The organism is Mesorhizobium sp. B2-8-9, from assembly GCF_006439475.1.
Classification (GTDB): Bacteria; Pseudomonadota; Alphaproteobacteria; order Rhizobiales; family Rhizobiaceae; genus Mesorhizobium.
Genome location: NZ_VFTQ01000006.1, coordinates 228,738 through 254,312, shown reverse-complemented (window position 1 = coordinate 254,312; position 25,575 = coordinate 228,738). Strand labels below are relative to the sequence as shown.

21 protein-coding genes are annotated in these 25,575 nt (G+C 64.0%); 12 read left to right on the top strand and 9 right to left on the bottom strand.

Annotation, left to right across the window (positions count from 1 at the left end):
• Positions 1-8 precede the first annotated feature (8 nt).
• The gene (locus tag FJ423_RS10510; RefSeq protein ID WP_140841425.1) at positions 9-1,283 is read right to left on the bottom strand and encodes an FAD-binding oxidoreductase; all 1,275 of its coding nucleotides are present in this window, start codon (positions 1,281-1,283) and stop codon (positions 9-11) included.
• Positions 1,284-1,299: 16 nt separating this feature from the next.
• A complete protein-coding gene (locus FJ423_RS10505; RefSeq protein WP_140841423.1) occupies positions 1,300-1,968 on the bottom strand; it encodes a haloacid dehalogenase type II in 669 nt (222 codons plus the stop codon).
• Here FJ423_RS10505 and FJ423_RS33500 point away from each other — a divergent pair.
• The 8 genes from FJ423_RS33500 (at position 1,967) to FJ423_RS10470 (ending at position 10,686) form a co-directional block, all read left to right on the top strand.
• Entirely contained in the window at positions 1,967-2,107 is a 141-nt protein-coding gene (locus FJ423_RS33500; RefSeq protein WP_181174773.1) for a hypothetical protein, read from the top strand. The genes FJ423_RS10505 and FJ423_RS33500 overlap by 2 nt on opposite strands.
• Before the next feature lie 180 nt (positions 2,108-2,287).
• Positions 2,288-3,127 (top strand): GNAT family N-acetyltransferase, encoded by an 840-nt coding sequence (locus FJ423_RS10500; protein WP_140841421.1) that lies wholly within the window; start codon positions 2,288-2,290, stop codon positions 3,125-3,127.
• Positions 3,128-3,141: 14 nt separating this feature from the next.
• Positions 3,142-4,515, top strand: coding sequence for an aspartate aminotransferase family protein (locus FJ423_RS10495; RefSeq protein WP_140841419.1), 1,374 nt, complete (start codon positions 3,142-3,144; stop codon positions 4,513-4,515).
• Positions 4,516-4,752: 237 nt separating this feature from the next.
• Positions 4,753-5,475, top strand: coding sequence for an HAD-IA family hydrolase (locus FJ423_RS10490; protein WP_181174771.1), 723 nt, complete (start codon positions 4,753-4,755; stop codon positions 5,473-5,475).
• 64 nt (positions 5,476-5,539) lie between these two features.
• A complete protein-coding gene (locus tag FJ423_RS10485; protein ID WP_140841415.1) occupies positions 5,540-7,150 on the top strand; it encodes an ABC transporter substrate-binding protein in 1,611 nt (536 codons plus the stop codon).
• An 85-nt stretch (positions 7,151-7,235) separates the two neighbouring features.
• A complete protein-coding gene (locus FJ423_RS10480; RefSeq protein ID WP_140841413.1) occupies positions 7,236-8,186 on the top strand; it encodes an ABC transporter permease in 951 nt (316 codons plus the stop codon).
• Positions 8,183-9,034, top strand: coding sequence for an ABC transporter permease (locus FJ423_RS10475; protein WP_140841411.1), 852 nt, complete (start codon positions 8,183-8,185; stop codon positions 9,032-9,034). Before FJ423_RS10480 ends, FJ423_RS10475 begins: the two co-directional genes overlap by 4 nt.
• Positions 9,031-10,686, top strand: a complete 1,656-nt coding sequence (locus FJ423_RS10470; RefSeq protein WP_140841409.1) for an ABC transporter ATP-binding protein — start codon at positions 9,031-9,033, stop codon at positions 10,684-10,686. Before FJ423_RS10475 ends, FJ423_RS10470 begins: the two co-directional genes overlap by 4 nt.
• Before the next feature lie 146 nt (positions 10,687-10,832).
• On the opposite strand, the gene FJ423_RS10465 is transcribed toward FJ423_RS10470, so the two are convergent.
• On the bottom strand, positions 10,833-12,887 hold the full coding sequence (locus FJ423_RS10465) for an NADH:flavin oxidoreductase (protein ID WP_140841407.1): 2,055 nt from the start codon (positions 12,885-12,887) through the stop codon (positions 10,833-10,835).
• Positions 12,888-12,979: 92 nt separating this feature from the next.
• On the opposite strand from FJ423_RS10465, the gene FJ423_RS10460 reads away from it, so the two are divergent.
• Positions 12,980-13,840 (top strand): LysR substrate-binding domain-containing protein, encoded by an 861-nt coding sequence (locus tag FJ423_RS10460; protein WP_246680129.1) that lies wholly within the window; start codon positions 12,980-12,982, stop codon positions 13,838-13,840.
• A 103-nt stretch (positions 13,841-13,943) separates the two neighbouring features.
• Here FJ423_RS10460 and FJ423_RS10455 read toward each other — a convergent pair whose 3' ends face one another.
• Complete coding sequence (locus FJ423_RS10455) at positions 13,944-14,420, bottom strand: Lrp/AsnC family transcriptional regulator (protein ID WP_140841405.1); 477 nt, start codon at positions 14,418-14,420, stop codon at positions 13,944-13,946.
• Between the two features lie 224 nt (positions 14,421-14,644).
• Between FJ423_RS10455 and FJ423_RS10450 the strand changes: the two genes are divergently transcribed.
• Positions 14,645-15,970, top strand: a complete 1,326-nt coding sequence (locus tag FJ423_RS10450) for an FAD-binding oxidoreductase (RefSeq protein ID WP_140841403.1) — start codon at positions 14,645-14,647, stop codon at positions 15,968-15,970.
• A 26-nt stretch (positions 15,971-15,996) separates the two neighbouring features.
• Here FJ423_RS10450 and FJ423_RS10445 read toward each other — a convergent pair whose 3' ends face one another.
• The 5 genes from FJ423_RS10445 to FJ423_RS10425 form a co-directional block, all read right to left on the bottom strand.
• Positions 15,997-17,364, bottom strand: a complete 1,368-nt coding sequence (locus FJ423_RS10445) for an FAD/NAD(P)-binding oxidoreductase (RefSeq protein ID WP_140841401.1) — start codon at positions 17,362-17,364, stop codon at positions 15,997-15,999.
• Positions 17,361-17,663 carry a (2Fe-2S)-binding protein gene (locus FJ423_RS10440; RefSeq protein WP_140841399.1) on the bottom strand — a complete coding sequence of 101 codons (303 nt, stop codon included), beginning with the start codon at positions 17,661-17,663 and terminating at the stop codon, positions 17,361-17,363. Before FJ423_RS10440 ends, FJ423_RS10445 begins: the two co-directional genes overlap by 4 nt.
• Positions 17,660-19,645, bottom strand: a complete 1,986-nt coding sequence (locus FJ423_RS10435) for a hydantoinase B/oxoprolinase family protein (protein WP_140841397.1) — start codon at positions 19,643-19,645, stop codon at positions 17,660-17,662. Before FJ423_RS10435 ends, FJ423_RS10440 begins: the two co-directional genes overlap by 4 nt.
• Positions 19,646-19,649: 4 nt before the next feature.
• A complete protein-coding gene (locus FJ423_RS10430) occupies positions 19,650-21,728 on the bottom strand; it encodes a hydantoinase/oxoprolinase family protein (RefSeq protein WP_140841395.1) in 2,079 nt (692 codons plus the stop codon).
• An 89-nt stretch (positions 21,729-21,817) separates the two neighbouring features.
• Positions 21,818-22,723 carry a LysR family transcriptional regulator gene (locus tag FJ423_RS10425; RefSeq protein ID WP_140841393.1) on the bottom strand — a complete coding sequence of 302 codons (906 nt, stop codon included), beginning with the start codon at positions 22,721-22,723 and terminating at the stop codon, positions 21,818-21,820.
• A gap of 118 nt (positions 22,724-22,841) precedes the next feature.
• Here FJ423_RS10425 and FJ423_RS10420 point away from each other — a divergent pair, with 118 nt between their 5' ends.
• Positions 22,842-23,960, top strand: coding sequence for an FAD-binding oxidoreductase (locus FJ423_RS10420; RefSeq protein ID WP_140841391.1), 1,119 nt, complete (start codon positions 22,842-22,844; stop codon positions 23,958-23,960).
• A gap of 866 nt (positions 23,961-24,826) precedes the next feature.
• Positions 24,827-25,306, top strand: a complete 480-nt coding sequence (locus FJ423_RS10415; protein ID WP_140841389.1) for a hypothetical protein — start codon at positions 24,827-24,829, stop codon at positions 25,304-25,306.
• Positions 25,307-25,575: the final 269 nt, after the last annotated feature.

Here is a 25,575-nt window from a genome sequence, read left to right as displayed (position 1 = left end):
AGCCCCGATCACTGGATCCGGTCGAGCGCCTTGTAGTAGAGGCCGACCATCGGCAGGAACCAGGGCTTGCCGGAATAGCCGGGGATGGACGGCCATTGGAGGCCCTTCAGCGGATTGCGATCCTCGCGGCCGAGCATGGCGTCCGCGATGATCATGCCGAGCTGCGTGGAAAGCTGCGCGCCGTGCCCTGAATAGCCCATCGCGTACCAGACCCCATCATGGTAGCCGGCCCGCGGGAAGCGGTCCTTGGTCATGTCGACCAGCCCGCCCCAGCAATAGTCTATCTCGACCTTGGCGAGCTGCGGGAAGATCGCAGCGAGACTTGCCCGCAATATCTGGCCGCTGCTGGCATCGGAGCGCTGGTCCGATGTTGCCGAGAAGCGGGCACGGCCGCCAAAGATCAGGCGCTTGTCCGGCGAAAGCCGGAAGTAGTTGCCGATATTCATCGAGGTCACGCATGTCCGGTTGCCCGGCATCGTCGCGGCGATCTCGGCATCGCTCAGCGGCCGCGTGGCGATGATGAAGCTACCAACGGAGATGAGTCTGCGGCGGAAATAGTCGAAATTCGGCGTGGTGTAGGCGCCGGTCGCCACGAGCAAATTGTCTGCGCTGATGCGGCCGCGCGAAGTGGTCAGCTGATGCAGTGCGCCGGACTGCCTGTGATCCGTCACGGTTGCATTCTCATGGATAATGGCGCCATGGCGGACCGCCGCTGTCGCCAGCCCAGCCACATAGCGGCCCATATGCATCATGGCGCTTTTCTTCGAGAGCATTGCGCCATGAAAGGGCGAGCCGATCTCGGATTTAAGGTCGGTCGACGACAGCAGCGCCGTATCCGAGTCCACTTCCGCATGGACGGCTTCGAAGTTGCGGGCGATCGCTTCGAAATGCTTCGGCTTGGAGGCGAGCTTCAGCTTGCCGGCGCGACGGAAGTTGCAGTCGATGCCTTCCTCGGCGATCAGCGCCGCGATGGTGTCGACGGAATCGTCCAGCGCGCGGTAGAGCGCGATCGCGCGTTCCTTGCCAAGCTCCGCCTTGGCCGAAAGATAGCTGTGCGCGAGGCCGTTGTTCAGATGCCCGCCATTGCGCCCGGAGGCGCCCCAGCCAACCCGCTCCGCTTCCAGCACCACGACCTTGGCGCCGGCCTTCGCCAGCTGGCGCGCGGCGGCGAGACCGGTGAAGCCGCCGCCAACGATGGCGGCGTCGTAGTGCCCCTCGACCGGGCCTTGCGCCCCGCCGGAAAAGACGGGGGCGGTGTCGTGCCAGTAGGAGACGAACTTCATCGGTAACCCGCCTGTTTCAGAGCCCGACCACACCCGGCAGCCCGGAAATATCGGATATCTCCACATAGCCGTAATAGGGATTGGCCGGCTCGTGGCCGCGGTTGACCCAAACCTTGTTCTTGATGCCGAGGTCATGGGCCGACATCAGGTCGTAGCGGAAGGAAGACGAACAGTGAAGGATGTCTTCCGGACCGCAGCCAAGCCTGTCGAGCATATATTCGAAGGCCTTGAAGCGAGGCTTATAGGCCTGTGCCTGCTCGGCCGTGTAGACGGCATGGAACGGTGCGCCGAGCTTTTCGACGTTTGACATGATCTGCGCGTTCATGGCGTTGGAGAGGATGACCAGCGGAATTTCCTTGACGACCTTGGCAAGGCCGGCCGGAACGTCTGCGTGCGGCCCCCAGGTCGGCACGCGCTCATAGACCATTTTGGCGTCATCGGGGCTGAAGCCGACGCCATTGCGTTTGCAGGCGCGTTCCAGCGCATTGTGGATGACCTCGGCATAGGGCTTCCAGTCGCCCAGGATCTCATCCAGCCGGTACGCCGCGAAGTTCTTGATGAACTCCTGCATTCGCGGCTCGTCAAGCCGGCTGCCATAGAGGTCGCGCGCCGCCTCCGCCATCTGGAAAAAAGTCAACGTGCCGTAGCAGTCGAAGGTGATGTATTTGGGCCTGAAGGAAGCCATGTTCGTCGATCTCCAGTGGAAGCACATCCGCGTTCGGATGTTTTTCATCATAGGCTGGCCGGGAGCGAGCCACCTGACCGAAATCCGCCTTCCGAAAGCAGAAAGTTCCGTATCCGCTGGCCTGTTTGGCACGCTGTAGCACCCTGCAGCCGATCCAAGGGTTGGTCGGCGGCCGGGGGGCGCATCCGCTGCGGCCTGCGCCAGCACAAGATGCGGCGCACCCCCTGCGCAAAGGCGAATGATACTGCCGAAGTCGAAACCTTCAGACGATCTGCGGGGCACCGATGGCCGAGACTTGAGCCAGACGGAAAGGTGCCTCATGCAGCAAGGCGAGATCGAACTCCAGGACTTTGGGCCGGATCATATCGAGGGCGCAGTCGCGCTTTCTCGCCAGGAGAACTGGCCGCATCGCCCGCAGGACTGGCAGATGGCGCTGCAGCTCTCCAGCGGCGCGGTCGCGCTCGACGGCCAAGGCCGGGTCACCGGGACAATCCTGGTAACGCCATACGGCGCGAATTGCGCGATGATCAACATGGTGATCGTCGACAGGAACGCGCGGGGCAAAGGACTCGGGCGCCGGCTCATGGAACAGGCCTTTGCCCTTGCGGGCGACCGTCCACTGCGACTTGTCGCGACAACCGACGGCATGCTGCTCTATCGGAAGCTCGGCTTCGCGCCCTCGGGCACGATCCTGCAGCATCAGGGCAACATCGCCAGGCTTGGCGCACCCGATGGCGTGGAAGCAGCAAGCGCCAATGACCAGCCTGAGATCAAGGCGATTGACCGTGACGCCTATGGAGCCGATCGCGAAGCTTTGATCGACGCGCTCGCCGAACGCGGCCAATTCGCCGTCATCCGCCGCGATGGGGCTATCAGGGCTTATGCCGCGATCCGCCCGTTCGGACGCGGTGAAGTGATCGGCCCGGTCATTGCGGGCAGCGCCGCGGACGCCAAAATGCTGATCAGCTACTTCGCCGCGTCGCGCCCCGGCGCCTTCCTGCGCGTGGACACCGACAGCCGCACCGGCCTCGCGGGCTGGCTGACCGAAATCGGCCTCGCCCATGTCGGCGGCGGCGTCGCCATGGACCGCCCCGCCAGGAATGGGCCGGAACAGGCCAGACCAAGAGTTTACGCCCTCGCCAACCAGGCGCTCGGATAGTCCGGAGGACAAAAATGCTCGCCAATTCCCTGCTAGAACTCGACCGCGCCCATCTCATCCATCCGGTCACCTCCTATCGCGGGCACGAGGCGCTCGGCGTGCGCGTGCTGAAATCGGCGAAGGGCGCTACAGTGACCGACGCGTCCGGCCGGCAGCTTCTCGACGGTTTCGCCGGCCTGTGGTGCGTGAATGCCGGCTATGGTCACGACAGCATCGTCGAGGCGGCGGCCCGGCAGATGCGCGAGCTGCCCTACGCCACTGCCTATTTCGATCTCGGCTCGGAGCCCGCCATCCGGCTCGCCTCGGAATTGGCCGAACGCGCGCCCGGCGACCTCAACCACGTCTATTTCACGCTTGGCGGCTCGGATGCGGTCGACAGCACGATCCGTTTCGTCCGCTATTACTGGAATGCCAGGGGCGAGCCGCAGCGCGACCAGTTCATTTCCATCGAGCAAGGTTATCACGGATCGTCGGTGGTCGGCGCTGGCCTGACCGCCCTGCCCGCCTTTCATGCCGGCTTCGGCATTCCCTTCGAATGGCAGCACAAGATCCCCTCGCCCTATCCTTATCGCAATCCGGTTGGCGATGACCCGAACGCCATCACCGCCGCATCGCTTGCGGCGCTGAAGGCCAAGATCGAGGATCTCGGCCCGCAGCGCGTCGCCGCCTTTTATGCCGAGCCGATCCAGGGCTCCGGCGGCGTCATCGTGCCGCCGAAAGGCTGGATCAAGGCGATCCGCGAGCTCTGCCGGGAATACGGCATCCTGTTCATCGCCGACGAGGTGATTACCGGCTTCGGGCGCACAGGCCCCCTGTTTGCCTGCATCCACGAGGATATCGTTCCCGACTTCATGACGACGGCGAAAGGCTTGACCTCGGGCTATGTGCCGATGGGCGCCGTGTTCATGGCTGACCATGTCTACAACGTCATCGCCGATGGCGCGGGCGCTTCTGCGGTCGGCCATGGCTACACCTATTCCGCCCATCCGGTCAGCGCCGCCGTCGCGCTCGAGGTGTTGAAGCTCTATGAGGAAGGCCTTCTGGAGAACGGCGTCAAGGCCGGCGCCCGCCTGATGGCGGGGCTATCAGGGTTGAGCGACCATCCATTGGTCGGCGACGTGCGCGGTCGCGGCATGCTTGCCGCGATCGAGTTGGTGGTCGACAAAAAGAAGAAAACGGCGCTTCCAACCTCGGCCATGCCGGCGCGGCGCGTCTTCGACAGGGCCTGGGACAATGGCCTGATCATCCGCGCCTTCGCGCACGGTGTTCTCGGCTATGCCCCTCCGCTCTGCTGCACGGACAGCGACATCGATGCCATTATCGAGCGCACGCGGCGAACGCTGGACCAGACGCTGGATGATGTCGATGTCCGCCGAGCCCTTGCATGAAGGCGACGCATTTTTCGCATCTCGAAATATCGCTGGGGTGGACGATTTCGCAATTTTGTGCCGCTACCTCGCGCCTTTTCGGCGAATCCAGCGCGGGGGAAGTGCCAGACTGCTTTTTAAGACAAGGCCAGAAAGCCCGAATTTCTGGGCTTTCGAACAAGGCCGACGCCCCGGACAGCACGGAATATTGTTCTGTTCAGCATGAGTAATTCGGCCGCGCGCAGAGGAGAGCCAGTCTTGGCCAGGGGCTTTAACGAGTTCAAGTACATGACCTTCGACGTGGTCGGTACGCTGATCGACTTCGAAGGCGGCATCACGACCTGCCTGGCCGAGATCGCCGCGGAGGCCGGTGCTTCCGTCGACGGCGAAGAAGCGCTCGCCCTCTACCGGCAGGCCCGCTACATGCCCGATGCGAAGCTTTTCCCCGACGATCTCGCGCGTGTCTACATGGTCGTCGCACCGCGGCTCGGCCTGCCGGCCGAGGAGAAATACGGCGCCCGCCTCCGGGATTCGGCGAGCGGCTGGCAAGGCTTTTCCGACAGCAGGGCGGCACTGGCCGACCTTGCGAAGTCCCATAAGCTGATTGCCATGACCAATGCCCGGCGCTGGGCTCTCGACCATTTCGAGAAGCAGCTTGGATCGCCCTTCTTCGCTACCTTCACCGCCGACGATACCGGCACCGAGAAGCCGGACCCTGCCTTCTTCCAGAAGGTCTTCGACTTCGTGGCGTCCCGCGGCGACAGCAAGGACGACATCCTGCACGTTGCGCAAAGCCAGTATCACGACATCGGCATATCCCGGACGCTCGGCATGACCAACTGCTGGATCGAGCGCCGCCACGCCCAGAAGGGCTATGGCGGCACGATAGAGCCCAAGCACTTCACCGTGCCCGACTACCACTTCACCTCAATGGCCGACTTTGCGGCGGCCGTGCGGGAAAGCCTGAAGGAACGAACCTGAGCTCAAGACCCGGAAAGCCGCATCAAGACGCGCATCCCGGCCAAACAACAGAAAGGGGAATGACATGAGCGACAAGATCACCAACTGGACCGGAGCAGACGATGCGATGGTCGAAAACGCCATCCGGCGAGGCGCGAGCCGCCGCCAACTCCTCAAAATGCTGCTGGCAGGCGGCGCCGCCTTTGCCGCGGGAAGCGCTGTGCTCGGCCGAGCCACCAATGCCGTCGCCGCCACGCCAGTCTCAGGCGGCCACCTCAAGGCTGCCGGCTGGTCGTCCTCGACGGCCGATACGCTCGATCCGGCCAAGGCGTCGCTCTCCACCGACTATGTCCGCTGCTGCTCGCTCTATAACCGCCTGACCTTCCTCGACAAGGATGGCAAGACGCAGATGGAGCTGGCCGAAAGCATCGACAGCAAGGACGCCAAGACCTGGACGGTGAAGCTGCGCAAGGGCGTCACGTTCCATGACGGCAAGGACCTCACCGCCGACGACGTCGTCTTCTCGCTGAAGCGTCACCTCGACAAGGCAGTCGGCTCCAAGGTCGCCAAGATCGCCGCGCAGATGACGGGCTTCAAATCTGTCGACAAGTCGACCGTCGAAATCACGCTCGCCGACCCGAACGCCGACCTCCCGACCATCCTGGCGCTCCATCACTTCATGATCGTAAGGGACGGCACCACCGACTTTTCCAAAGGCAACGGCACGGGCGCTTTCGTGCTGGAGACCTTCGAGCCGGGCGTGCGCTCGGTGGTCACCAAGAACAAGAACTACTGGAAGTCGGGCAAGCCTTATCTCGATTCCTTCGAGTTCATCGCCATCAGCGACGACAGCGCGCGCGTCAACGCGCTTCTGTCGGGCGATATCGGCTTCGCCGCCTCGATCAATCCGCGCGCGATGAAGCTCATCAGCGGCCAGCAGGGTTTCGAATTGTCGAAGACGACCTCGGGCAACTACACCGACCTCAACATTCGGCTCGATATGGACCCTGGCAGCAAGGCCGACTTCGTGGCCGGCATGAAATATCTCGTCAACCGCGAGCAGATCGTCAAATCGGCATTGCGCGGCCTTGGAGAGATCGGCAACGACCAGCCGGTCTCGCCGGCCAACATCTTCCACAACGCCGACCTCAAGCCGAAGGCTTTCGATCCGGACAAGGCGAAGTTCCACTTCCAGAAGGCAGGCGTGCTCGGCCAGTCCATCCCGGTGATTGCCTCCGACGCTGCCACCTCCTCGATCGACATGGCCGTGATCATCCAGGCGGCCGGGGCGGATATCGGCATGAAGCTCGATGTCCAGCGCGTCCCCTCCGACGGGTACTGGGACAATTACTGGCTCAAGGCGCCGGTCCATTTCGGCAATATCAATCCGCGCCCGACCCCGGACATCCTGTTTTCGCTGCTATACGCATCGAATGCGCCCTGGAACGAAAGCCAGTACAAGTCGGAGAAGTTCGACAAGATGCTTGTCGAGGCGCGCGGCTCCCTCGACCAGGCCAAGCGCAAGGAGATCTACGACCAGATGCAGACCATGGTGTCCGAGGAGGCGGGAACCATCATCCCGGCCTATATCTCGAACGTCGATGCCCTCTCCAGCAAGGTGAAGGGTTTGGAAGCGAACCCGCTTGGTGGCATGATGGGCTACGCAATGGCCGAGTATCTCTGGCTCGAAGCCTGAGAGGCGCCTGCCGGGGGCCGGTCAGCCGGCTCCCGGCACTGCCAGGGCAAGATTATCGGCCGAACGCAACCGCAGGAGCGCTTCCATGACGTCTGGGGTTTTGAACCTCGTGGTGAAGCGGCTTGGGATCGCGCTCGTCACGCTTCTGATCGTGCTCTTCGCCGTGTTTTTCGCCACCAGCATGCTGCCTGGCGACACCGCGTCCATGCTGCTCGGCCAGGCGGCGACACCGGAAGCGGTCGCCGGCCTGCGCGAGGCCATGCACCTCAACGATCCGGCGATCCTGCGCTTCCTGCGCTGGCTTCTCGGCCTGCTGCATGGCGACCTCGGCACGTCCTATGCCAACAACATGCCGGTGGCAGTGCTGATCGGCGGCCGTCTGGTCAACACCATGAAGCTCGCCGCCATCACAACGCTCTTGTCCGTGCCGCTGGCGCTGACGCTCGGCATCACCGCCGCGATGCTGCGCGGCTCGCTCTATGACCGCGCCGTTACCGTGCTTTCGATCGGCGTGATCTCGGTGCCGGAGTTCATGGTCGCGACGCTGGCGGTCCTGCTCTTCGCGGTCTATCTCAAATGGCTGCCGGCGTTGTCTTCCGTCAACGAGGCGCATTCGCTGACCGACTTGGTGCGCATCTATGCGATGCCGGTGATCACGCTCACCTTCGTCATCTCCGCCCAGATGGTACGCATGACGCGGGCCGCGGTGATCGAAACGCTCTCCACGCCCTACGCCGAGATGGCGCTTCTCAAGGGCGCTTCGCGCGGCCGCATGGTGCTGAGGCACGCGCTTCCCAATGCGCTCGGCCCGATCGTCAACGCGGTTGCGTTGTCGCTGTCCTATCTGGTTGGCGGCGTCATCATCGTTGAGACAATCTTCAACTATCCCGGCATCGCCAAGCTGATGGTCGATGCCGTCGCGACGCGCGACCTGCCGCTGATCCAGAGCTGCGCGATGATCTTCTGCCTCGGCTATCTGCTGCTCATCACGGCCGCGGACATCGTGGCCATCATGTCCAACCCGAGGCTGAGATGACGATGGCCCGCGCTGCAGCCTCCCGACGATCTCTGCTCGGCCACAGCTACAATCTTGTCGGCGTCGTGGCTTCGCTGGTTATCCTGGCGTGGACGCTGATCGCCATCTTCGCGCCCTACATCATCCCGCATCCGATCGGCGACATCGTCGATGACGACTATTTCGGCCCGATGCGCCAAGGCCTGTGGCTGGGCTCGGACTATCTCGGCCGCGACATGCTCTCGCGGGTGCTGATGGGCGCGCGCTACACCGTGGGCATATCGCTTGCCGCCGTCTTCATCGCCTGTTTTTCAGGTGTCGTGCTCGGCATGGTCGCGGCCGTCACCGGCGGGTGGTTCGACACCTGCCTAAGCCGCTTCCTCGACGCCATGAACTCCATCCCCAGCAAGCTATTCGGGCTCGTCGTCGTTGCCGCGGTCGGCTCGTCGATCCCGGTGCTGATCCTGACGCTCGCGGTGATCTATATCCCTGGCGCCTACCGTTTTGCCCGCGCGCTTGCCGTCAACATCAACACCATGGACTTCATGACCGTCGCCCGCGTGCGCGGCGAAAGCACCGCCTACCTCATCGGCTCGGAGGTCCTTCCCAACATTATCCGCCCGGTGCTCGCCGATTTCGGCCTGCGCTTCGTCTTCATCGTGCTCCTGCTTTCCGGCCTGTCCTTTCTCGGGCTCGGGCTGCAACCGCCTCTGGCCGACTGGGGCGCGCTGGTGCGCGAGAATATCGGCGGCCTGCCGTTCGCGGCGCCGGCAGTCATCGTACCTTCGCTGGCGATCGCCAGCCTCACCATCAGCGTCAACCTGCTGATCGACAACCTGCCGCAGAAGATCAGGGACAGGGACGCATGACCAATCTCGTCGAGATGAGGAACCTGAGGATCGAGGCGAAGACCGATTCCGGACGGATCGTCGAAATCATCAAGGGCGTCAGCCTCGACATCGCCGACGGCGAGATCGTCGCGCTGATCGGCGAGAGCGGCTCCGGCAAGACGACGGTGGCGCTCTCGCTCATGGGGCACACACGCCCCGGCTGCCGGATAACCGCCGGCGAGATCAATGTGAACGGCAAGAACATGGCCGCACTTTCCGAAAAGCAGCGAGCCAAGCTGCGGGGCACCGACATTGCCTATGTTCCACAAAGTGCCGCCGCCTCGTTCAATCCCTCGGCGACCATCATGGAGCAGGTGATCGAGGTCACGCGCATCCACAGGCTGATGCCCCCCGAGAAGGCGCGAAAGCGCGCTGTCGAGCTGTTCAGGGCTTTGTCGTTGCCGGATCCGGAAGGGATCGGCGCCCGTTATCCGCACCAGGTTTCCGGCGGCCAGTTGCAGCGGCTATCGGCGGCCATGGCGCTTATCGGCGATCCCAAGCTGGTCATCTTCGACGAGCCGACGACGGCCCTCGATGTGACGACGCAGATAGACGTGCTGAAGGCGTTCAAGTCGGTGATGCGGGCTGGCGGGATAGCAGGTGTGTATGTTTCACACGACCTCGCCGTCGTCGTCCAGATCGCCGATCACATCGTAGTGCTCAAGGGCGGCGAAGTGCAGGAGGCCGGCAGCACCACCGAAATCCTTTCTGCGGCCCGCCACCCCTACACGCGCGAATTGCTCGCGGCCTTCGAGCCGAAGCGGCGGCAAGCGCACGCGGACGCAGATGCCGGCGCGAAGCCGTTGCTGCGCATCGACAATGTGACGGCCGGCTATGGCGCGGTGCGAGACGATGGACTGCCACTTATCCGGGCTGTCAATGCCGTCAGCCTGGTCGTCGAGAAAGGCCGCAACCTCGGCGTCATCGGCGAATCCGGTTGCGGAAAATCGACGCTCGCGCGCGTCATCGCCGGCATCCATCCGGCAGCGGCCGGCGATATCGTCTTCGACGGCAAGCAACTGGAGCGCGCCGCAAGCAAACGCAGCCAGGACCAACTGCGCGAGATGCAGATCGTGTTCCAGTATGCCGATACCGCGCTCAATCCGGCCAAGCCGATCGAAGACATCATCTCCCGCCCGCTGGCCTTCTACCACGCGATGAACAGGCAGGCACGCTCGAAGCGCGTCGATGAACTGCTCGACATGGTGCGGCTGCCGAGAGCGCTGCGCTATCGTCGTCCGTCGGAGCTCTCGGGCGGCCAGAAGCAGCGGGTGAACTTTGCACGCGCGCTGGCAGCCGATCCCAAGCTCATCATCTGCGATGAAATCACCTCTGCGCTCGACACGGTGGTGGCAGCCGCGGTCATCGAGCTGCTCAAGGAGCTGCAGCGCGAGCTTGGGCTTTCCTATATCTTCATCAGCCACGACCTCTCGGTCGTCGAGGCGATCTGCGACGAGATCATGGTCATGTACAATGGCGAGCGGGTGGAGCAGATCTCACCCGACGGGCTGAAAGCGCCCGCCCACCCCTATTCCAAGCTTCTGTTCTCCTCGGTGCCGAAGCTCGATCCGACGTGGCTCGACGGGCTCGTCCGCGACCCCGAACTGATCAGCCAGTACGGCCACCGCTAGGCAAAGGATCGCGCCTCACATCGCAAACAGGCTGAGGAAGGCATATGCTTCTTGACGACGCAAGCGCTTCAGCACCACGAAGCTGAAACGCTTGCCGGTGCCGGCATCCATCTCGGTCACGCGCTTCATGAGCGCCTCTCGCGACGCTACAATCGCGAGCAGAGCCGGTAGGCCTCATAGATCGACGAGTAGACATCCCGGCTGGCAACGGCGTCGCCAATGCGGTGCAGGACGAACGATCCAGCGGCCTGCGTGCCATCAGCTTGCTCTGTGCTTGCTCCCATCATGAGGGCAGGATCGGTGACGCCGTCGTTGGCGGCGCGGCCGCGCAATTCCTGGAAGGTCTCTTCGACGGGCACCGTGCCGCGCTCGATGATGAGTTGCGCCGCGGTCATTTCCGTTTCTGCGCCGGTGAGTTCATGCCGGAACATGGCGGCGATCGCGTCGCCTTGGCGCGCGACCTTGACCAGGCGCAGATCGCCGGCAACGCGGACGCCGAGCTCCGAGGCAAGTTTGCGAAAACTCACTCTGTCCGGATAAGGCGTCTCGATCGCCAGGGTGTCATCCGCCATGGCCAAGCTGACCACGCGCCCCAGACGCGCCAAGTGGAGGGCACAGGAGATGGCGGCCTGACGTCCGGTCTCGTCGTAGATCAGCACATCCTCCTTGGCTGGCACGACTCCGGTCAGAACGTCCCAGACGCTGTCGCAGTGTTCAGCGCCATCCAGCCATTGCATGTCAGGAATGCCTCCGGTGGCAACGATGACGGCGTCCGGCTTTTCGGCAAGGACGAGCTCGGCATCCGCATAGGTGTTGAGACGGACTGCGACCCCAAGGCGAGCCAGCTCGTCGACACGCCAGTCGACGATGCCGATGAGGTCCTTGCGGTGATGGGCAGAGGCGGCAACGAGCACCTGCCCGCCAAGCCGCGCTCCGGCCTCGAGCAGGGTCACCTTGTGCCCGCGCTCGGCTGCAATCCTTGCCGCCTCCATCCCGCCAGGACCGCCGCCGACCACGACGACTCGCTTCAATGTGTCGGCCCGGTCAATAACATGCCCGACGATCGTTTCGTGGCCGCTGGCCGGGTTATGGATACACTGCACCTTCTTGTACAGGCAGTAGGATGCGCCGACGCACGGGCGAATGCGCTCTTCCTCTCCCCGCATCACCTTGTTGACGATATTTGGGTCCGCGATGTGCGCCCGCGTCATGCCAACCAGATCGATCAGGTTCTCGCGGATCGCATGCCTGGCCGTGGCGACATCCCTGATGCCGGCTGCATGGATGACGGGCAGTCTGGTCTCCCGTTTGAACTGTCCGACCAAGGGCAGAAACGGCGCGCTCCTGGTGAACATGCCAGGCATGTTCTGTTCGGCCAACGCCAGATCGGTGTCCATGCGGCCGACGATGCAGTTGAAGAAATCGATATGGCCTTCCCGCTCGAACAGCTTGGCGAAGGCAAGACACTCCTCGAAATTTGATCCGTCGTCCGCCGCCTCGTCGATAACGAAACGGATGCCGACGGCGAAGTCGTTACCCACCGCATGACGGATCGCCTCGTGGACCATCAGGCCGAAGCGCGCCCGGTTCTCCAGGGAGCCGCCAAAGGCATCGGTACGCCTGTTGGTTCGGCGGGACAGGAATTGGCCAATCAGATGGCCCCCGGTGACGGTTTCGACGCCATCCAGACCGCCCTCGACGCAGCGCCTGGCGGCACTCGCGTAATCCTTGACGATCCTGTCGATGTCGGCGCCATCCATCTCTTTCGGAAAATTACGGTTTCGTATCTCTCGAACGCGCGAGGGCGCCACCGGCGGCAGCCAGTTTCCGGCATAGGCAGTGGCGCGCCGGCCCAGATGCGAGACCTGGCACATCACGGCCGCGCCGTGGCGATGAATGCGGTGCGACAGCGACTGAAGATGGGATACGATGCGATCGCTCGAAAGATCCAGCTGACCGCCGCCCCAGCTCGAATCGGGCGACGTCATCGCCGAGCCGCCCACCATCGTCATCGCAAGGCCGCCCCGCGCTTTCTCCTCATGGTAACGCTGATAGCCTTCGAGCGGCAGGCCGCCTTCGTCGAGCATCGAGGCATGGCTGGTGCTGACGATGCGGTTGCGCAGCATCAGGCCCTTCAGCCGAAAGGGCTGAAGCAGGGGATCGCTGGATGCCGTGCCTGCTCGAGGTGCCGCTACGCTCATGTCTGCTCCCGCCCATTCGCGAGGGTTATAGTTCGCCATTTGCAGCGCGGCGGTAAGCTTGAAAATACTTTGGGCAGCTATACGCTGCACGCATGGCCGGTTTTGCAAAACTCGTTCCGTCCGCGCGCGGACTGCTTGTCTTCGAAGCTGCCGTCCGGACGGGCAGCTTCACGGCGGCCGCGCGCGAGTTCAACGTCACGCAGCCGTCGATCAGCCGCAGCATCGCCCAGCTGGAGGCCCATCTTGGCGTCGGTCTTTTCGCACGAGGTCCAGCGGGTTTGGCCCCGACCGCGGAGGCGCGCACCCTCTATGCGGCCGTAAGCGAGGCATTTGACGGGATCGAGGGCGTGATCGGCACGATCAGGAAGAACAGCGACGCGAGGCCGGTCGTCACGCTTTCGCTTTCGAGCTCTCTCGCAACCCATTGGTTCGTTCCGAGGTTGGGGGCGTTCAACACGAGGTTCCCCAACGTCGACCTGAGGTTCGAACTGATCGCGGGCGTCCTGCGAGGCCCGGCCGATAATGTCGACCTTGCCACGCGAATCCTGGCCGACGACGATACGAATTATCACCACTGGCCATTCTGTCCGGAAATCATCGTGCCGGTGTGCAGCCCGTCCTATCTGTCGACCCACGGCCAGTTAGTGCATGCAGGAAACGGGGAAGGTCATGTCCTGCTTCATCTGACCGATGCTAAGCAGCAGCGGCAGGATGCCTGGGGCAGCGTGGCGGACCGCAAGACAAGCCGGGCAAAGTGGCTGGAGTTCTCGGACTATGCGGTCGTCCTTCAGGGGGCCATGAACGGTCAAGGCGTGGCGCTCGGCTGGCTCAGCAATGTTTCAACGGCGTTGCTTCAGGGGACGCTGGTTCGGGCATCCGACAGGCAGATCAACACGGGCCGCCACCCTCACGACCGCTGCGACCGATCGTGTCCGACATCGCTACCTGGATGATTGCCGAGATGCAGGCCGAACTGGAGAGGCTGCATCCTCTGTTGGGGCCGGACACACTGTAAGGGACCTGCGACAACCGCAGTCAGGGCGCGGCCATAGCCGACTACATCGGAAACAGGCTGGGCAGCGGCATGTGTGCCTTGACGATCGGCGACTTCAGGACCACGAAGCTGAAATACTTGTCGATGCCGATATCCATGTCGGTCAGCCGTTCCATGATCGTCTGATACTCGCTGATGCCGGCGGTCATGAATTTCATCAGGTAATCGTAGCCGCCCGAGACAAGGTGGCATTCTATGACCTGGTCGATCTTCTCCACCACGGCGAGAAAGCGGGCGAAGTCGACCTGGCGATGGTTCTTCAATGTGACCTCAGTGAACACCGTCAGCGTCTGGCCGAGCTTGCCGATATTGACCTGTGCGGAATAGCCCTCGATGTAGCCTTCCGACTGGAGTTTTTTCACCCGCATCAGGCATGGGCTCGGCGACAGATGCACCAGCTCGGCCAGTTCGACATTGGTGATGCGCCCGTTCTTCTGCAGTTCGTGCAGGATCTTGATGTCGATCCGATCCAGCTTCATGGCCGTCTCCACGGAACGCATGCCACAGCACAAAATGCCGTGCTGCCAATACCCAGCGACACTAGCACAGCCCAACGGCCTGTCCATCGGATCGGACACCGCTTTGAAGCGCATCGGCTTCCGAATTCAACCGGACTGCCGGAATAAAATTCTGCCTCGCTCTCAACTGCAGCAGCGCCTGCCTGCGCAGCGCGATAGATTGAAGCCCCATGGCGGAGATAATCATGCGCGCGCCGCTGCAGCAAATTCAGACTTCGAGCGAACTGCCGCAATCCGCGGACGCGGTGGTCATCGGCGGCGGCATCGTCGGCGTCTTTGCGGCCTATTACCTGGCGCGGCGCGGCATGAAGGTCGTGCTCGTCGAAAAGGGGCGCATCGGCGCCGAGCAGTCCTGCCGCAACTGGGGCTGGTGCCGCCAGCAGAACCGCGACGCCCGTGAACTGCCGATGGCGACACGCAGCCTCGATCTGTGGGAGCGTTTCGTGGCGGACAGCGGGGAGGACACCGGCTTTCGCCGCTGCGGCCTGCTCTACCTCAGCAATGAGGAGGCGGAACTGGCCAGGTGGGCGCGCTGGCGCGACTTCGCCAGAACGGCCGGCGTCACCACGCTTATGCTCGACGGCGCCGAGGCCAGTGAGCGGGGCCGCGCAACAGGCCGACCATGGAAGGGCGGCGTCTTCTCGCCGAGCGACGGCACCGCTGATCCATCGCGCGCCGCGCCAGCGGTCGCCCGCGCCATCCTGAAGCTCGGAAGCACGGTGCACCAGAATTGCGCAGCGCGCGGCATCGAGACCGAAGGCGGGCGATTGAGCGGGATCGTCACGGAAAGCGGGACGATCCGCACGAAGGTGGCGGTCCTGGCCGGCGGCGCCTGGGCCTCCTCCTTTTGCCGTCAGCTCGGCTTCCGCTTTCCGCAGGCATCGATCCGCTCCTCGATCCTGTCCGTCTCGCCCGGGGCGGAGGGCCTGCCGGACGCGCTGCACACGGCGCGCATCTCGGTCACGCACCGCGGCGACGGCGGCTATACCCTCGCAATAAGCGGTCGGGGACGCGTTGATGTCACGCCGCAGCATCTGCGCTTCTCGTCGCACTTCGTGCCGATGTTCCTGAAGCGGTGGCGCAGCCTTGCGCCCGGCGGCCTGCAGGGTGTGCGTTCTGGGCACGAAACGCTCAAGCTTTGGCGGCTCGACCAACCGACGCCGATGGAGCGCATGCGCATTCTCGATCCGGTCCCGGACCAGGCGACCATCCGCCTGACCCACGCCCGCGCGCTCGAGCTGTTGCCGGCGCTGCGCCAGACAAGGATCAGCGCGGCCTGGGCCGGCTATATCGACAGCACGCCGGACGGCGTGCCCGCGATCGGCGAGATTGATGCCGTTCCAGGCTTCTTCCTGGCTGCCGGATTTTCGGGACACGGCTTCGGCATAGGATCCGGCGCCGGACACCTGGTGGCCGATCTCGTCACCGGCTCGGAGCCGATTGTCGACCCGAAATCCTACGATCCGCGGCGTTTCGATGCTTCGTCCTGGGGTAAGGTCGCCGATTTCTAAGGCTCGCCACGACTTTCGCGCTCGCATCAGCCCTCCTGGAGAAAAGCGCCGACAGGCGCGGGCCGCACAGGCGCCTGTCCGCGAAACCGGCCGACATCCTTTAGCGCGCATCCGGCCTGCGCCGTGATGACTTCGACGGCGGCCGGCAGGCAATAGCGTCCCTGGCAGCGGCCCATGCCGACGCGCGACAGCGATTTCACTCGGTTGGCCTCGCCGCCGCCATGCTCCACGCTCTCACGTATGCTTCCTGCTGTCACGTTCTCGCAGCGGCAGACGATCGCATCGTCGGGGAGTGCCCGGGCCATCGCCCCCGGCCACGGAAAGGCGATGGCCAGACCGCGCGCAAAGCGCTCGAGCTGCTTAAGCTTGCGCAGGTCGGCGCCGACGGAAGGCATCGGATGTCCCAGATCGGCAAGGCAGGCTGCCGCCGCGAGGCGCCCCGCGATCTCGGCCCCATCAGCCCCGACCAGGCGAACGCCGTCGCCTGCAAGATAAACGCCGTTGCCGGCCCGCCCCACCTGGTCGGCCTTCGGCAGCCATTGCCGCCACTGTTCGTCATAGGCGAAGGTGCATCCCGCCAGATCGGCGAGATGCGTCTCGGCCCGTAAGTGCCAGCCCATGCCCACCATGTCGCATGACGTGAGGTGCTGCCTTTCGCCAGCGTCGCGCCAGCGCACCGCCACCACCCCCGACCCGTTGGCCTCGATCTGTTCGAGCGACACGCCCGCATGGTAACAGCCACCAAGCCGCGCCCGCATAACCAAACCGCGCAACGCGACGGCTGGCCGAGCGGCAATATCCCACAGGCCTCGCAGTTGCTGGCGCCAGGGGGAGGTGTCGAGCACCGCCACCACATCTGCGCCAGCCTTGACGAGTTGGGCACCAACCAGGGTCAGCAAAGGCCCCGATCCCATAAGGACGATCCGTCGCCCGAGCGCCAAGCCCTGCGCCTTGAGCGCGATCTGCGCAGCACCCAGGCTGTACACGCCGGCGTTCTGCCAGCCTGGAACGGGGGCGACGCGGTCGGACGCGCCAGTGGCAAGGATCAGGCGGTCATAGACGATCATCTGCACGCCGCCCTCCCCCAGCACATGCAGCCGCCCCTCATGCGCGGCGATGACCGAGGTGCCGGCGCAATGGGTGAGCCGCCGCTCTTCGGCCAGTCGGTCGAAGAGCGAATGCAGCGCGTGGGCCTTGGTCGCCTCCGATCCATAGAGCTCTTCCGGCGTGCGGGTAAACCCGGCCGGCGGGCGGCGATAGATCTGGCCGCCTGCGCGCTGCCCCTCGTCGATCACAATCGGATGGAAGCCAGCATCGACTAGCGTCGCCGCAGCCCTGATCCCGGCAGGGCCGGCACCCACGATCACGATGCGCGGCGAGGCAACATCGCTCACAGCCAGTTCTCCGGCGGCGTCGTGCGCAGTCGCATCCCCTCGGCGATCAGGGTTGTGCACGCGCGCAGGCGCGGTCCCTCCTCTTGCCAAACCCAGCAATCCTGGCAGGCTCCCATCAGACAGAACCCGGCACGCGGCTCCGATCCGAACTCGGAGTTCCGCAAGGCGTGTCCTGACGCCAGCATGGCGGTCAGCACGGTGTCGCCGGTGAGCGCGCCGCGCCTCTCAGCGTCGAGAAGGAAATGCACCTCTGCCCGGTCGCGCTCCGCCAGCCGGACGATGCGGCCGGCCGTGATCATTCCGCAGCCTCCTGTACCGGACGAGGACGCGGCAGTTCGGGGAAACGCTCGCAGACCGCATCGAAGGCCGCCTGAACGCCTTCCGGCCCAGCGCGTCCCTTCATGCGACGGAAGACCTCGGTCTTGGCGAAGAACCGCCAGTGGATCGGCAAGGCGTCCAGGAAGGCCTGGAGGCGGTCATAGGCCGCCGGTGTCCACTGCGCTTCGTAGCCGTCGCGCTCGGGGCCGAAATGGAAATGGCCGACAGGGGGCTTGCGCCGCGCGCGCTGCTGCTCCGTCGCCTCCTCGTCGACCTCGCCAGCGCGCAGGACGACACCGTAGTCGCGCTCGGCCGCAGCCGCCGATACATAGCCGCGCCGCACGTCCTGCGCGACCTTCCACGGCTCGCGCTGATAGGGATCGCCGCGCCCGCCGCCCCCGGCCGAGCGGATTTCCAGCACGTCACCGGGCTGCAGAACCGCCGTGTCGATGTTGCCCAGCCGCCGCTCGTGCTCGGTCCCTGGATTGACGACCATGTCCGAGAGACCGGCTGCCTTGCCGCCCAGCACGCCCCAGGGTCGGAAGAAGCTGCGGTCGCGGTTGCGCGCAGTGATCCTGGAATCGGGGGCGAAGACCCGGAAGGCCATCTCCGTCGCCAGCCCGCCCCGCCACCGCCCGGCGCCGCCGCTGTCCTTGGCGAGGCCATATCTGACGAACTCGACCGGCGTCTCGGTCTCGGTGATCTCGATCGGCGTGTTCTTCAGATAGGCGGCATCCGCGCCCGATCCATTTGTCCCATCGCGATGCGGCATCGCCCCGCCGCCGCCCACCACGGGGTTCACCGCAGCGATCACGCTGCGGCTGGTGCGCTCATCGACGGTCATGACGTTGACGATGCAATTGTTGCCGGCCGGCGCCGCGGGCAGGCGCTCCGGCACCGCCTGCGAGAAGGCGCCGAAAATGACAGAGCGCAGCCGGGCGCAGGTGAGCGAGCGCATGCCGACGGCCGCGGGATGGACCGGGTTCAGCACCGAACCCTGCGGCGTGATGCAGGTGAAGGGCCGCGTGAGACCCGTGTTGAGCAGGAGCTTCGGGTTGAGCGTATAGAGCACGTAATAGGCGCCCACCAGCAGCATGGTGTGACGCGGGTCGCCGCCCGAGGGTACGTTGAGAGATGAGCCGAGCTGCGGGTCGGAGCCGGTGAAGTCGAGCACCGCCTCGTCGCCCTTGATCGTCAGCCTCAGCTTCAGCCGGCAGGGATTGGCTTCGACCGAATCCTCGTCGGCATAGTCGGCGAATTCCCATGTGCCGTCGGGCATGGCGCGCAGCACGTCGCGCGCCTGCGCCTCCGCGTGATCGAGAAGAGCGGCAACGCCTTCGATGAAACCGGCTTTGCCGAACTTCCTCACCATCGCCTGGATCTTGCGCTCGCCGGTTTTGAGTGCGCCGACCAGCGCTTTGATGTCGCCGATGTTGAGGTCTGGCTTGCGCACATTGGTGCTCATGATGCGCAGGATGGTCTCGTCGAAGACGCCCTCCCTCACCAGCTTCATTGGCGGGAAGCGGATGCCTTCCTGATGGATTTCGGTCAGCGCCCGGCTGAGCGAAGCAGGCACCGCCCCGCCCATGTCGGTGTTGTGGATGTGGCCGCCGGTCCAGGCGACGATCTCGTCGTCGACGAAAACCGGCTTCCACAGATGCGTGTCGGGCGCATGCGTGGCGACGTGGCCGGAATAGGGATCGTTGGTGAACGCAACATCGCCCGGTCGGTAGTCGCTGACCATCGCGATAGCCCGATGATACGAAAGCCCCGGATACCAGGTGGCGCCGAGTTCCATCGGCACGGCGAAAGTCGCGCCCCCACTATCCATCAGCATCACCGTGAAATCCTGCGTCTCCTTGACGAAGGCGGAGTGCGCGGTGCGGTGCAGCGTGTGGGCCATATTCTCGGCCGCCGCGCGGGCATGGTTCGCCAGAACCTGCAGGTTTGTCCGGTCAAACATGGCGTCACTCCGGGAAGGTCAGCAGAAGGTTGAGATGGCGGTCGACCCGTGCCTGCGTCCCCGCGGGGATCGCAAACGTGGTGTCTTCCTGAACGAGCACGGCAGGCCCATGGAACGTGCTGCCAGGCATGAGGGTCTGCCGGTCGTGAAGGTCGACGGTCTCGACGCCGAGGCCCGTATAGACCGGGAGCCGGCGCGCCGGATTGGCAGGGGCATCAACCTCATCGATTTGCAGGGAGGAAAGCTTCGGCCCTGCGCCTATGGCGGACAGCCGGATGTTCACAAGCTCGATATCGCCATCTGGATCGTGAAAATCGTAGAGCTGCTGATGGGTGAGGTGAAAAGCCCGTACGATGGCGGCCATATCGCCATCCGCCAGCCATTGCGGCGAAAGGACCACTTCGATCTCATAGCTCTGCCCGACATAGCGCATGTCGCAGAAGAGGTTGAGTTCCGCGGCCGCGTCATGCCCCTGCTCTGCGAGCCAATGACGCCCCTCACCCGCAAGCGCTTCGAAGGCCTCGCGGATGACGGGAAGCGACGCTGAGGACAGCGGGCTGAAGATCGTGCGGATAAAATCGCCGCGCAGATCCGCCACCAACCCGCCGAGTGCCGAGACCACGCCGGGGCGGCGCGGCGCCATCACTCGTTTGATGCCGAGTTCGCGGGCAAGGAAAGAGCCGAGCATCGGGCCGCCGCCGCCGAATGGCATCAGCGTGAAATCGCGCAGGTCGACACCAGCGCGCGAGGCGAGTTTCTCGACCTCGACGAACATTTCCGACACCGCGATATCGAGGATTGCCTGCGCGGTCTGCTCGATCGTGCGGCCGAGCCGGGCGGCAAGCTCGCCGACCGCGCGATGCGCCAATCCAGTATCGATCCGGAGCTGGCCATAGGCCATCTCGCTGTGGCCGAGCCATCCGCACACCACCATGGCGTCAGTCACCGTCGCCCGTTCGCCGCCGCGGCCGTAGCATGCCGGTCCCGGTGCCGAGCCAGCCGATTCCGGCCCGACTCGCAGCACGCCTTGCGCATCGACGCTGGCGATCGAGCCGCCGCCCACGCCGATCGAGCTCACCGACACGGATGGAATGTGGAGCGGGAATTCGCCGATCAGCTCGCCGGTGCCGAACTGCGCCTCGCCGTCTATGATCAGCGCGAAGTCGGCCGACGTCCCACCGATGTCGAGGGTAAGGATCTTGTCTTCGCCGGCCTGACGCGCCAGCCACGAGGCGCCGATGACGCCGGAAGCCGTTCCCGACAAAAGCATGTTCACGCATGCGCGCTTGCCTTCGGCGGCGTTCATCAGCCCGCCATTCGATTTCGTCAGCATCGGGCGCGCCGGCACACCGCAGCTCCTCAGCCGCTCTTCCAGCGCTGTCAGATAGCCCGAGACGCGCGGATGGACATAGCCATTGAGAATGGCAGTCGAGCTGCGTTCATACTCGCGGATGACCGGCCACACTTCGGCAGAGGTGAAGACGAAGAGGTCCGGTGCCAGACGGGCGATCGCGGCCTTGACCGAGGCTTCCTGCGCGGCGTTGCGCCAGGCATGGAGGAAGGACACGATAATCCCTTGCGCTCCGCCTGCTTTCGCAGCCGCAACCGCCCGTTCGACGACGGCCATGTCGGGTGCCTGAGTTTCACTGCCGTCGGCACGCATGCGGGCCGGAATGCCGAACACCATGTCGCGCGAGATCAGCGGGTCCGGCCGCGCGCAGAACAGCGAATACATGTCCGGCATTCGCAGCCGCGCGAGCTCGATCACGTCCTCGAAGCCGGCATTGGTGAACAACGCGAGCGGGGCGCCCTTGCGCTGGATGATGGTATTGATGCCGACGGTCGTGCCGTGCACGAAGCGCGTCATATGGGTGGGATCGAAGCCTTCACGTTCCGCCAGGAGAGCGAGGCCCGCCATCAGCTCGGCGCCCGGATCGTCCGGCGTCGTCAGCACCTTCAGCGAGGCGACCCGGCCGGAACGGGTCTCCAGCGCGCAGAAGTCAATGAACGTTCCGCCGATATCGACGCCGACCTTCCAGTCGGCTTCGTTCTGCGCCGCGTCCGCCGCGATGGCACCGTCCATGATGCGTCCCTTCCTGTCTGCCGACCAAAACTCGCACGAGCGGACGATCAACGTCCAAGATGGATGAGGGGGAAGGATATAAGTCCTGCTTATGCCTTGGCGCGATGCTCACCGAGAACGGCGGAACAGGCCGTACGGATTTCGTCGCGCATCATCTCGTCGGCCCGCGAAAGCGCTCGGGCGCGCGACGTGAGCAGCGCGATCGGAAATTCCGGTCCGGCCGCCAATGGCCTGACAGCAAGGCCGGCGAATTGGTGCCAGGGCAGCAGCGCGTCGACCAGGCCGATACCCAGGCCGGCCTGGACGAAACCGATCGCGGAAATAGAGACGTCGATCTCTAGCGATGGTGAAAGCGCCACGCCTTGCGAGCGGGCAGCGTGGGCCAGTTCGTCAGCGGGGCGGGTATTGCCGCGATATGATATCAGCTCCTCCCCGGCCAGGTCGGCGAGCGTCAGCTCTGTTTTCTTCTGCAGTGAATGCCCGGCAGGCAGCAGGCAGGCGAAGCCGACGCTGCCGATCACCTCCGTCTCGATATCGGGAGGCAGCCGGTCGTCCATGGCTACGCCGAGGCTGGCATCGCCGGCGCGCAGCATGTCGACGATCGCGGCGATCGGCGCGCTGTTGGAACGCAGCAAAATGTCCGGATGCTGCGTCCGGAATGCGGTGAAGGCGCGCGGCAATATCGCCATGGCCGGCGGCGGCGAAGCCGCGACCCGCACCAGCCCGGTCCGCCCGAGACGCAGGTCGGTAGTCTTGCGGCGCAAACCTTCCAGTCCCGCCGACAGCCGCTCGGCATCGGCGAAGATCTCGATCGCCTCAGGCGTCGGCCGCAGCCGGCCTTTGACCCGTTCGAACAGGGTGAAGCCAAGCTCGTCCTCGGTGTGAAGCAGTATCTGGCTGAGCGCGGGCTGCGAGATGTTCAGCATCCGCGCCGCGGCGGTCACGGTGCTTGCGCGCATGACGGCGATGAACACTTCGAGCTGCCGGGCCCGCAAATCCCAACTCCATAGGTCGAGCTTATGACTTCCGTCCAAACCCATCTTTGACGCAATGTCGCGGCGCCGACAAGATGGATGCATCCAAGGATCAGCTGCTCTTCGCTAAGGAATGACTATGGATGTGATCGTGCTGGGCGGCGGGCTGATGGGGACGGCTTCGGCCTATTTTCTCGCCAGGCGCGGCGCGCGCGTGACGCTGATCGAGCGCAACCAGGTCGGCACCGGGGCGACGGTCGCCTCTTTCGGCAACATCCGGCGTACGGGGCGTCATCTCACTCAGCTTCCGCTGGCCCATCGCTCGCTCAGCCTATGGGGTGAGGCCGAAAAGATGCTTGGCCAAGACGTGGAATTCCGCGCCACCGGCCATATCCGGCTGATCTTCGATGAAGGCGGTCTCGCCGACATGCAGGCCTATGCCGAGGCAGCGCGGCCTTGGGGGCTCGAGCTGGAAGAACTTGGCTCGCGCGAGATTCGCGCGCGTTTTCCCGGCCTCGGTCCCGACGCGATCGCGGCCTCGTTCTCACCGCAGGATGGCAGCGGCAATCCGCGGCTGATCGCGCCGGCCTTCGCCGAAGCCGCCCGTAAGCTGGGCGCGGAAATTATCGAGGGAGCCCTGGTCGAAAAGGTCGAGCGGACCGTGTCCGGTTTTCTTGTCGCTACCTCCAAAGGTTCATTTGCCGCCGAATGCCTACTCAACGCCGCGGGCGCTTGGGGCGCAGGCATCGCAGCGCGGTTCGGCGAAGAGGTCCCGCTCGACGCCCGCGGCCCGCAGATGGGCGTGACCGAGCCGCTGCCGCACCGGATCCTGCCGGTGGTCGGCATATGGACACGCGACAAGGATTATGGGGCCTACCTGCGTCAGGTCGAGCGGGGCAACATCGTCTTCGGCGGCGCGGCCGAAAGGGTGCCGGTGGATCTCGAACCCGGCCACGCAAGAGCCGACCCCAGGCGCCTGCCGTTACAGTTGCGCGCCGTCGCGCGGCTGCTTCCGGCGATCGCAAAGGTCGCGGTCATCCGCACATGGTCCGGATGCGAGGGCTATACGAGCGACATGCTGCCGGTCATGGGGCAGTCGGCAACGGCGCCGGGCTTGTTCCATGCCTTCGGTTTCTGCGGGCACGGTTTTCAGCTCGGCCCGGGCGTCGGCGAGGCCATGGCCGAACTGATCACGACCGGCCGCTGCGAAACGCCACTCGACGATTTCAGGATCGATCGCTTCGCCGGCGCAACCTAACCAAGCCACTGAGGTCGCAGCAAACGAGCGACGCACTCACGCGCCCTCTCCGAAAAAGGAAACGAACGGTAGTGCCTACCCAGGTCCGATCCACCGTTGCTTGCGAGGGGCGCGTAGCTGGCAGGTTCTTAGCAACCATCTCGCCTGCGAGCGCCAGGATCTCGGCGTGGTCCAGTTCAAGCGCAATGACGACCGACGCCGCGACGTTGCTGAACGGTTCGCGGACATCCGCCTTTCTTGCTGTGAGCGTTTATGAGAAGCCCGTTGATGCCAGCGCGCAAACGCATTGAAGCAACCCAGACCTAGAAAATTTGCGAGTGCTGCCTCCGGGCCCGACGCTACCACGGCGTAAATAGTCGATGTCGAGTTAGATCGAAGCTCCAGCTGAAAGCAAGGACCGGCTTTGAAGCTGCGACCTCGCAGAGTTCGGCACCGCCATTGAATGGCGATGCGAGAGACCGCACGCCTGCCTTGGCCACCACTCATGAATGCAAACGACCGATAACGGCCTGCAACAAAAACAAGCACTTACCCTTAAAGGCGGGATAATTCGCGCTCTTACGCCGCACACTTGGTTGGTCCATCCAACGGAAACCGAGGCGCAAAAGGGCGCTGCTCGGTCGTTCGGATCGAGTCTCAACTGTCAGGTTCGATTTGCTTATGAAACAACAGCTGTCGTTCGGCACCCGCCCTCTTCTGAGGCCGTCACTGCATCTTCGACACCTTGCTGCAACCGGAATTAATCCAGGGGACAAAACCGCAGGTCTCGGGATGCTTGTGGCAGGCAAATGGCAGAAATCGACCCATTAGTGACAAGGCTACGGATAGGCTTAACCGTTCATAGTCGGAAGCTTTCGTAGAATCAGGTGAATGCGAAAGTCTTCTCTTTGGCCTACTCGGCAGGCATGCTGAATCGATGGGGTGCTCCTGTGCGTTGCCTAGTTTCTTTTTTCCTTTCCGTTGTCGCATTAACCTGGATTTTTCCGACGTGGGCTGAACCCGACGCGTTGCAATCCTTGTCGGGTGAGTGGCACCAAATCGCTTCCAATGCCGGCAGATGTGCCAATTGCCGCATCATAGTTAGAATGGCCGGTGAAAATTTTTCAGTTAAGGCCAGTAATGGCTGGGCGGCTGTTGTACGTCCAAGTTTTCAAGGAAAGCCCTACGCGGCCGGGAAAGGGAGTTGGGAGCCGAATTCGGGAGGCTCCTATGGAGGGAAGGAATTTTATCTCAATCTCGGGATAGTCAATAATAGGCTCTTGATGCTCATGACCGTGCTCGGTCCAGATGGCAAGCTCAGCAATATCAACGCAACATTCCAAAAGGAATCCGGAGAATCCCTCTAGAATCGCTGAAGCACCCAGCCGCGGTCGGCAGGCCGCGATTGCTGGGCTGCATGATGGGTCAGGTTCTAGCCCTAGGCGCCAAGCGCATCCGAAAGATTCGGCATGCGTGCTTAAATTTGCCTGAGCGTCCGGTTGGAGGCGCAAGGGTGCTGTGCACACTTGGAGGCATGCTGACGCGCGCTATCAGGAATGCACACGCGCAAAAGGGTCGGTGCCTCCCGAATTATCTGAAAACCGAATCTGGTGTCCTACCTTGTCCATGAGCACGC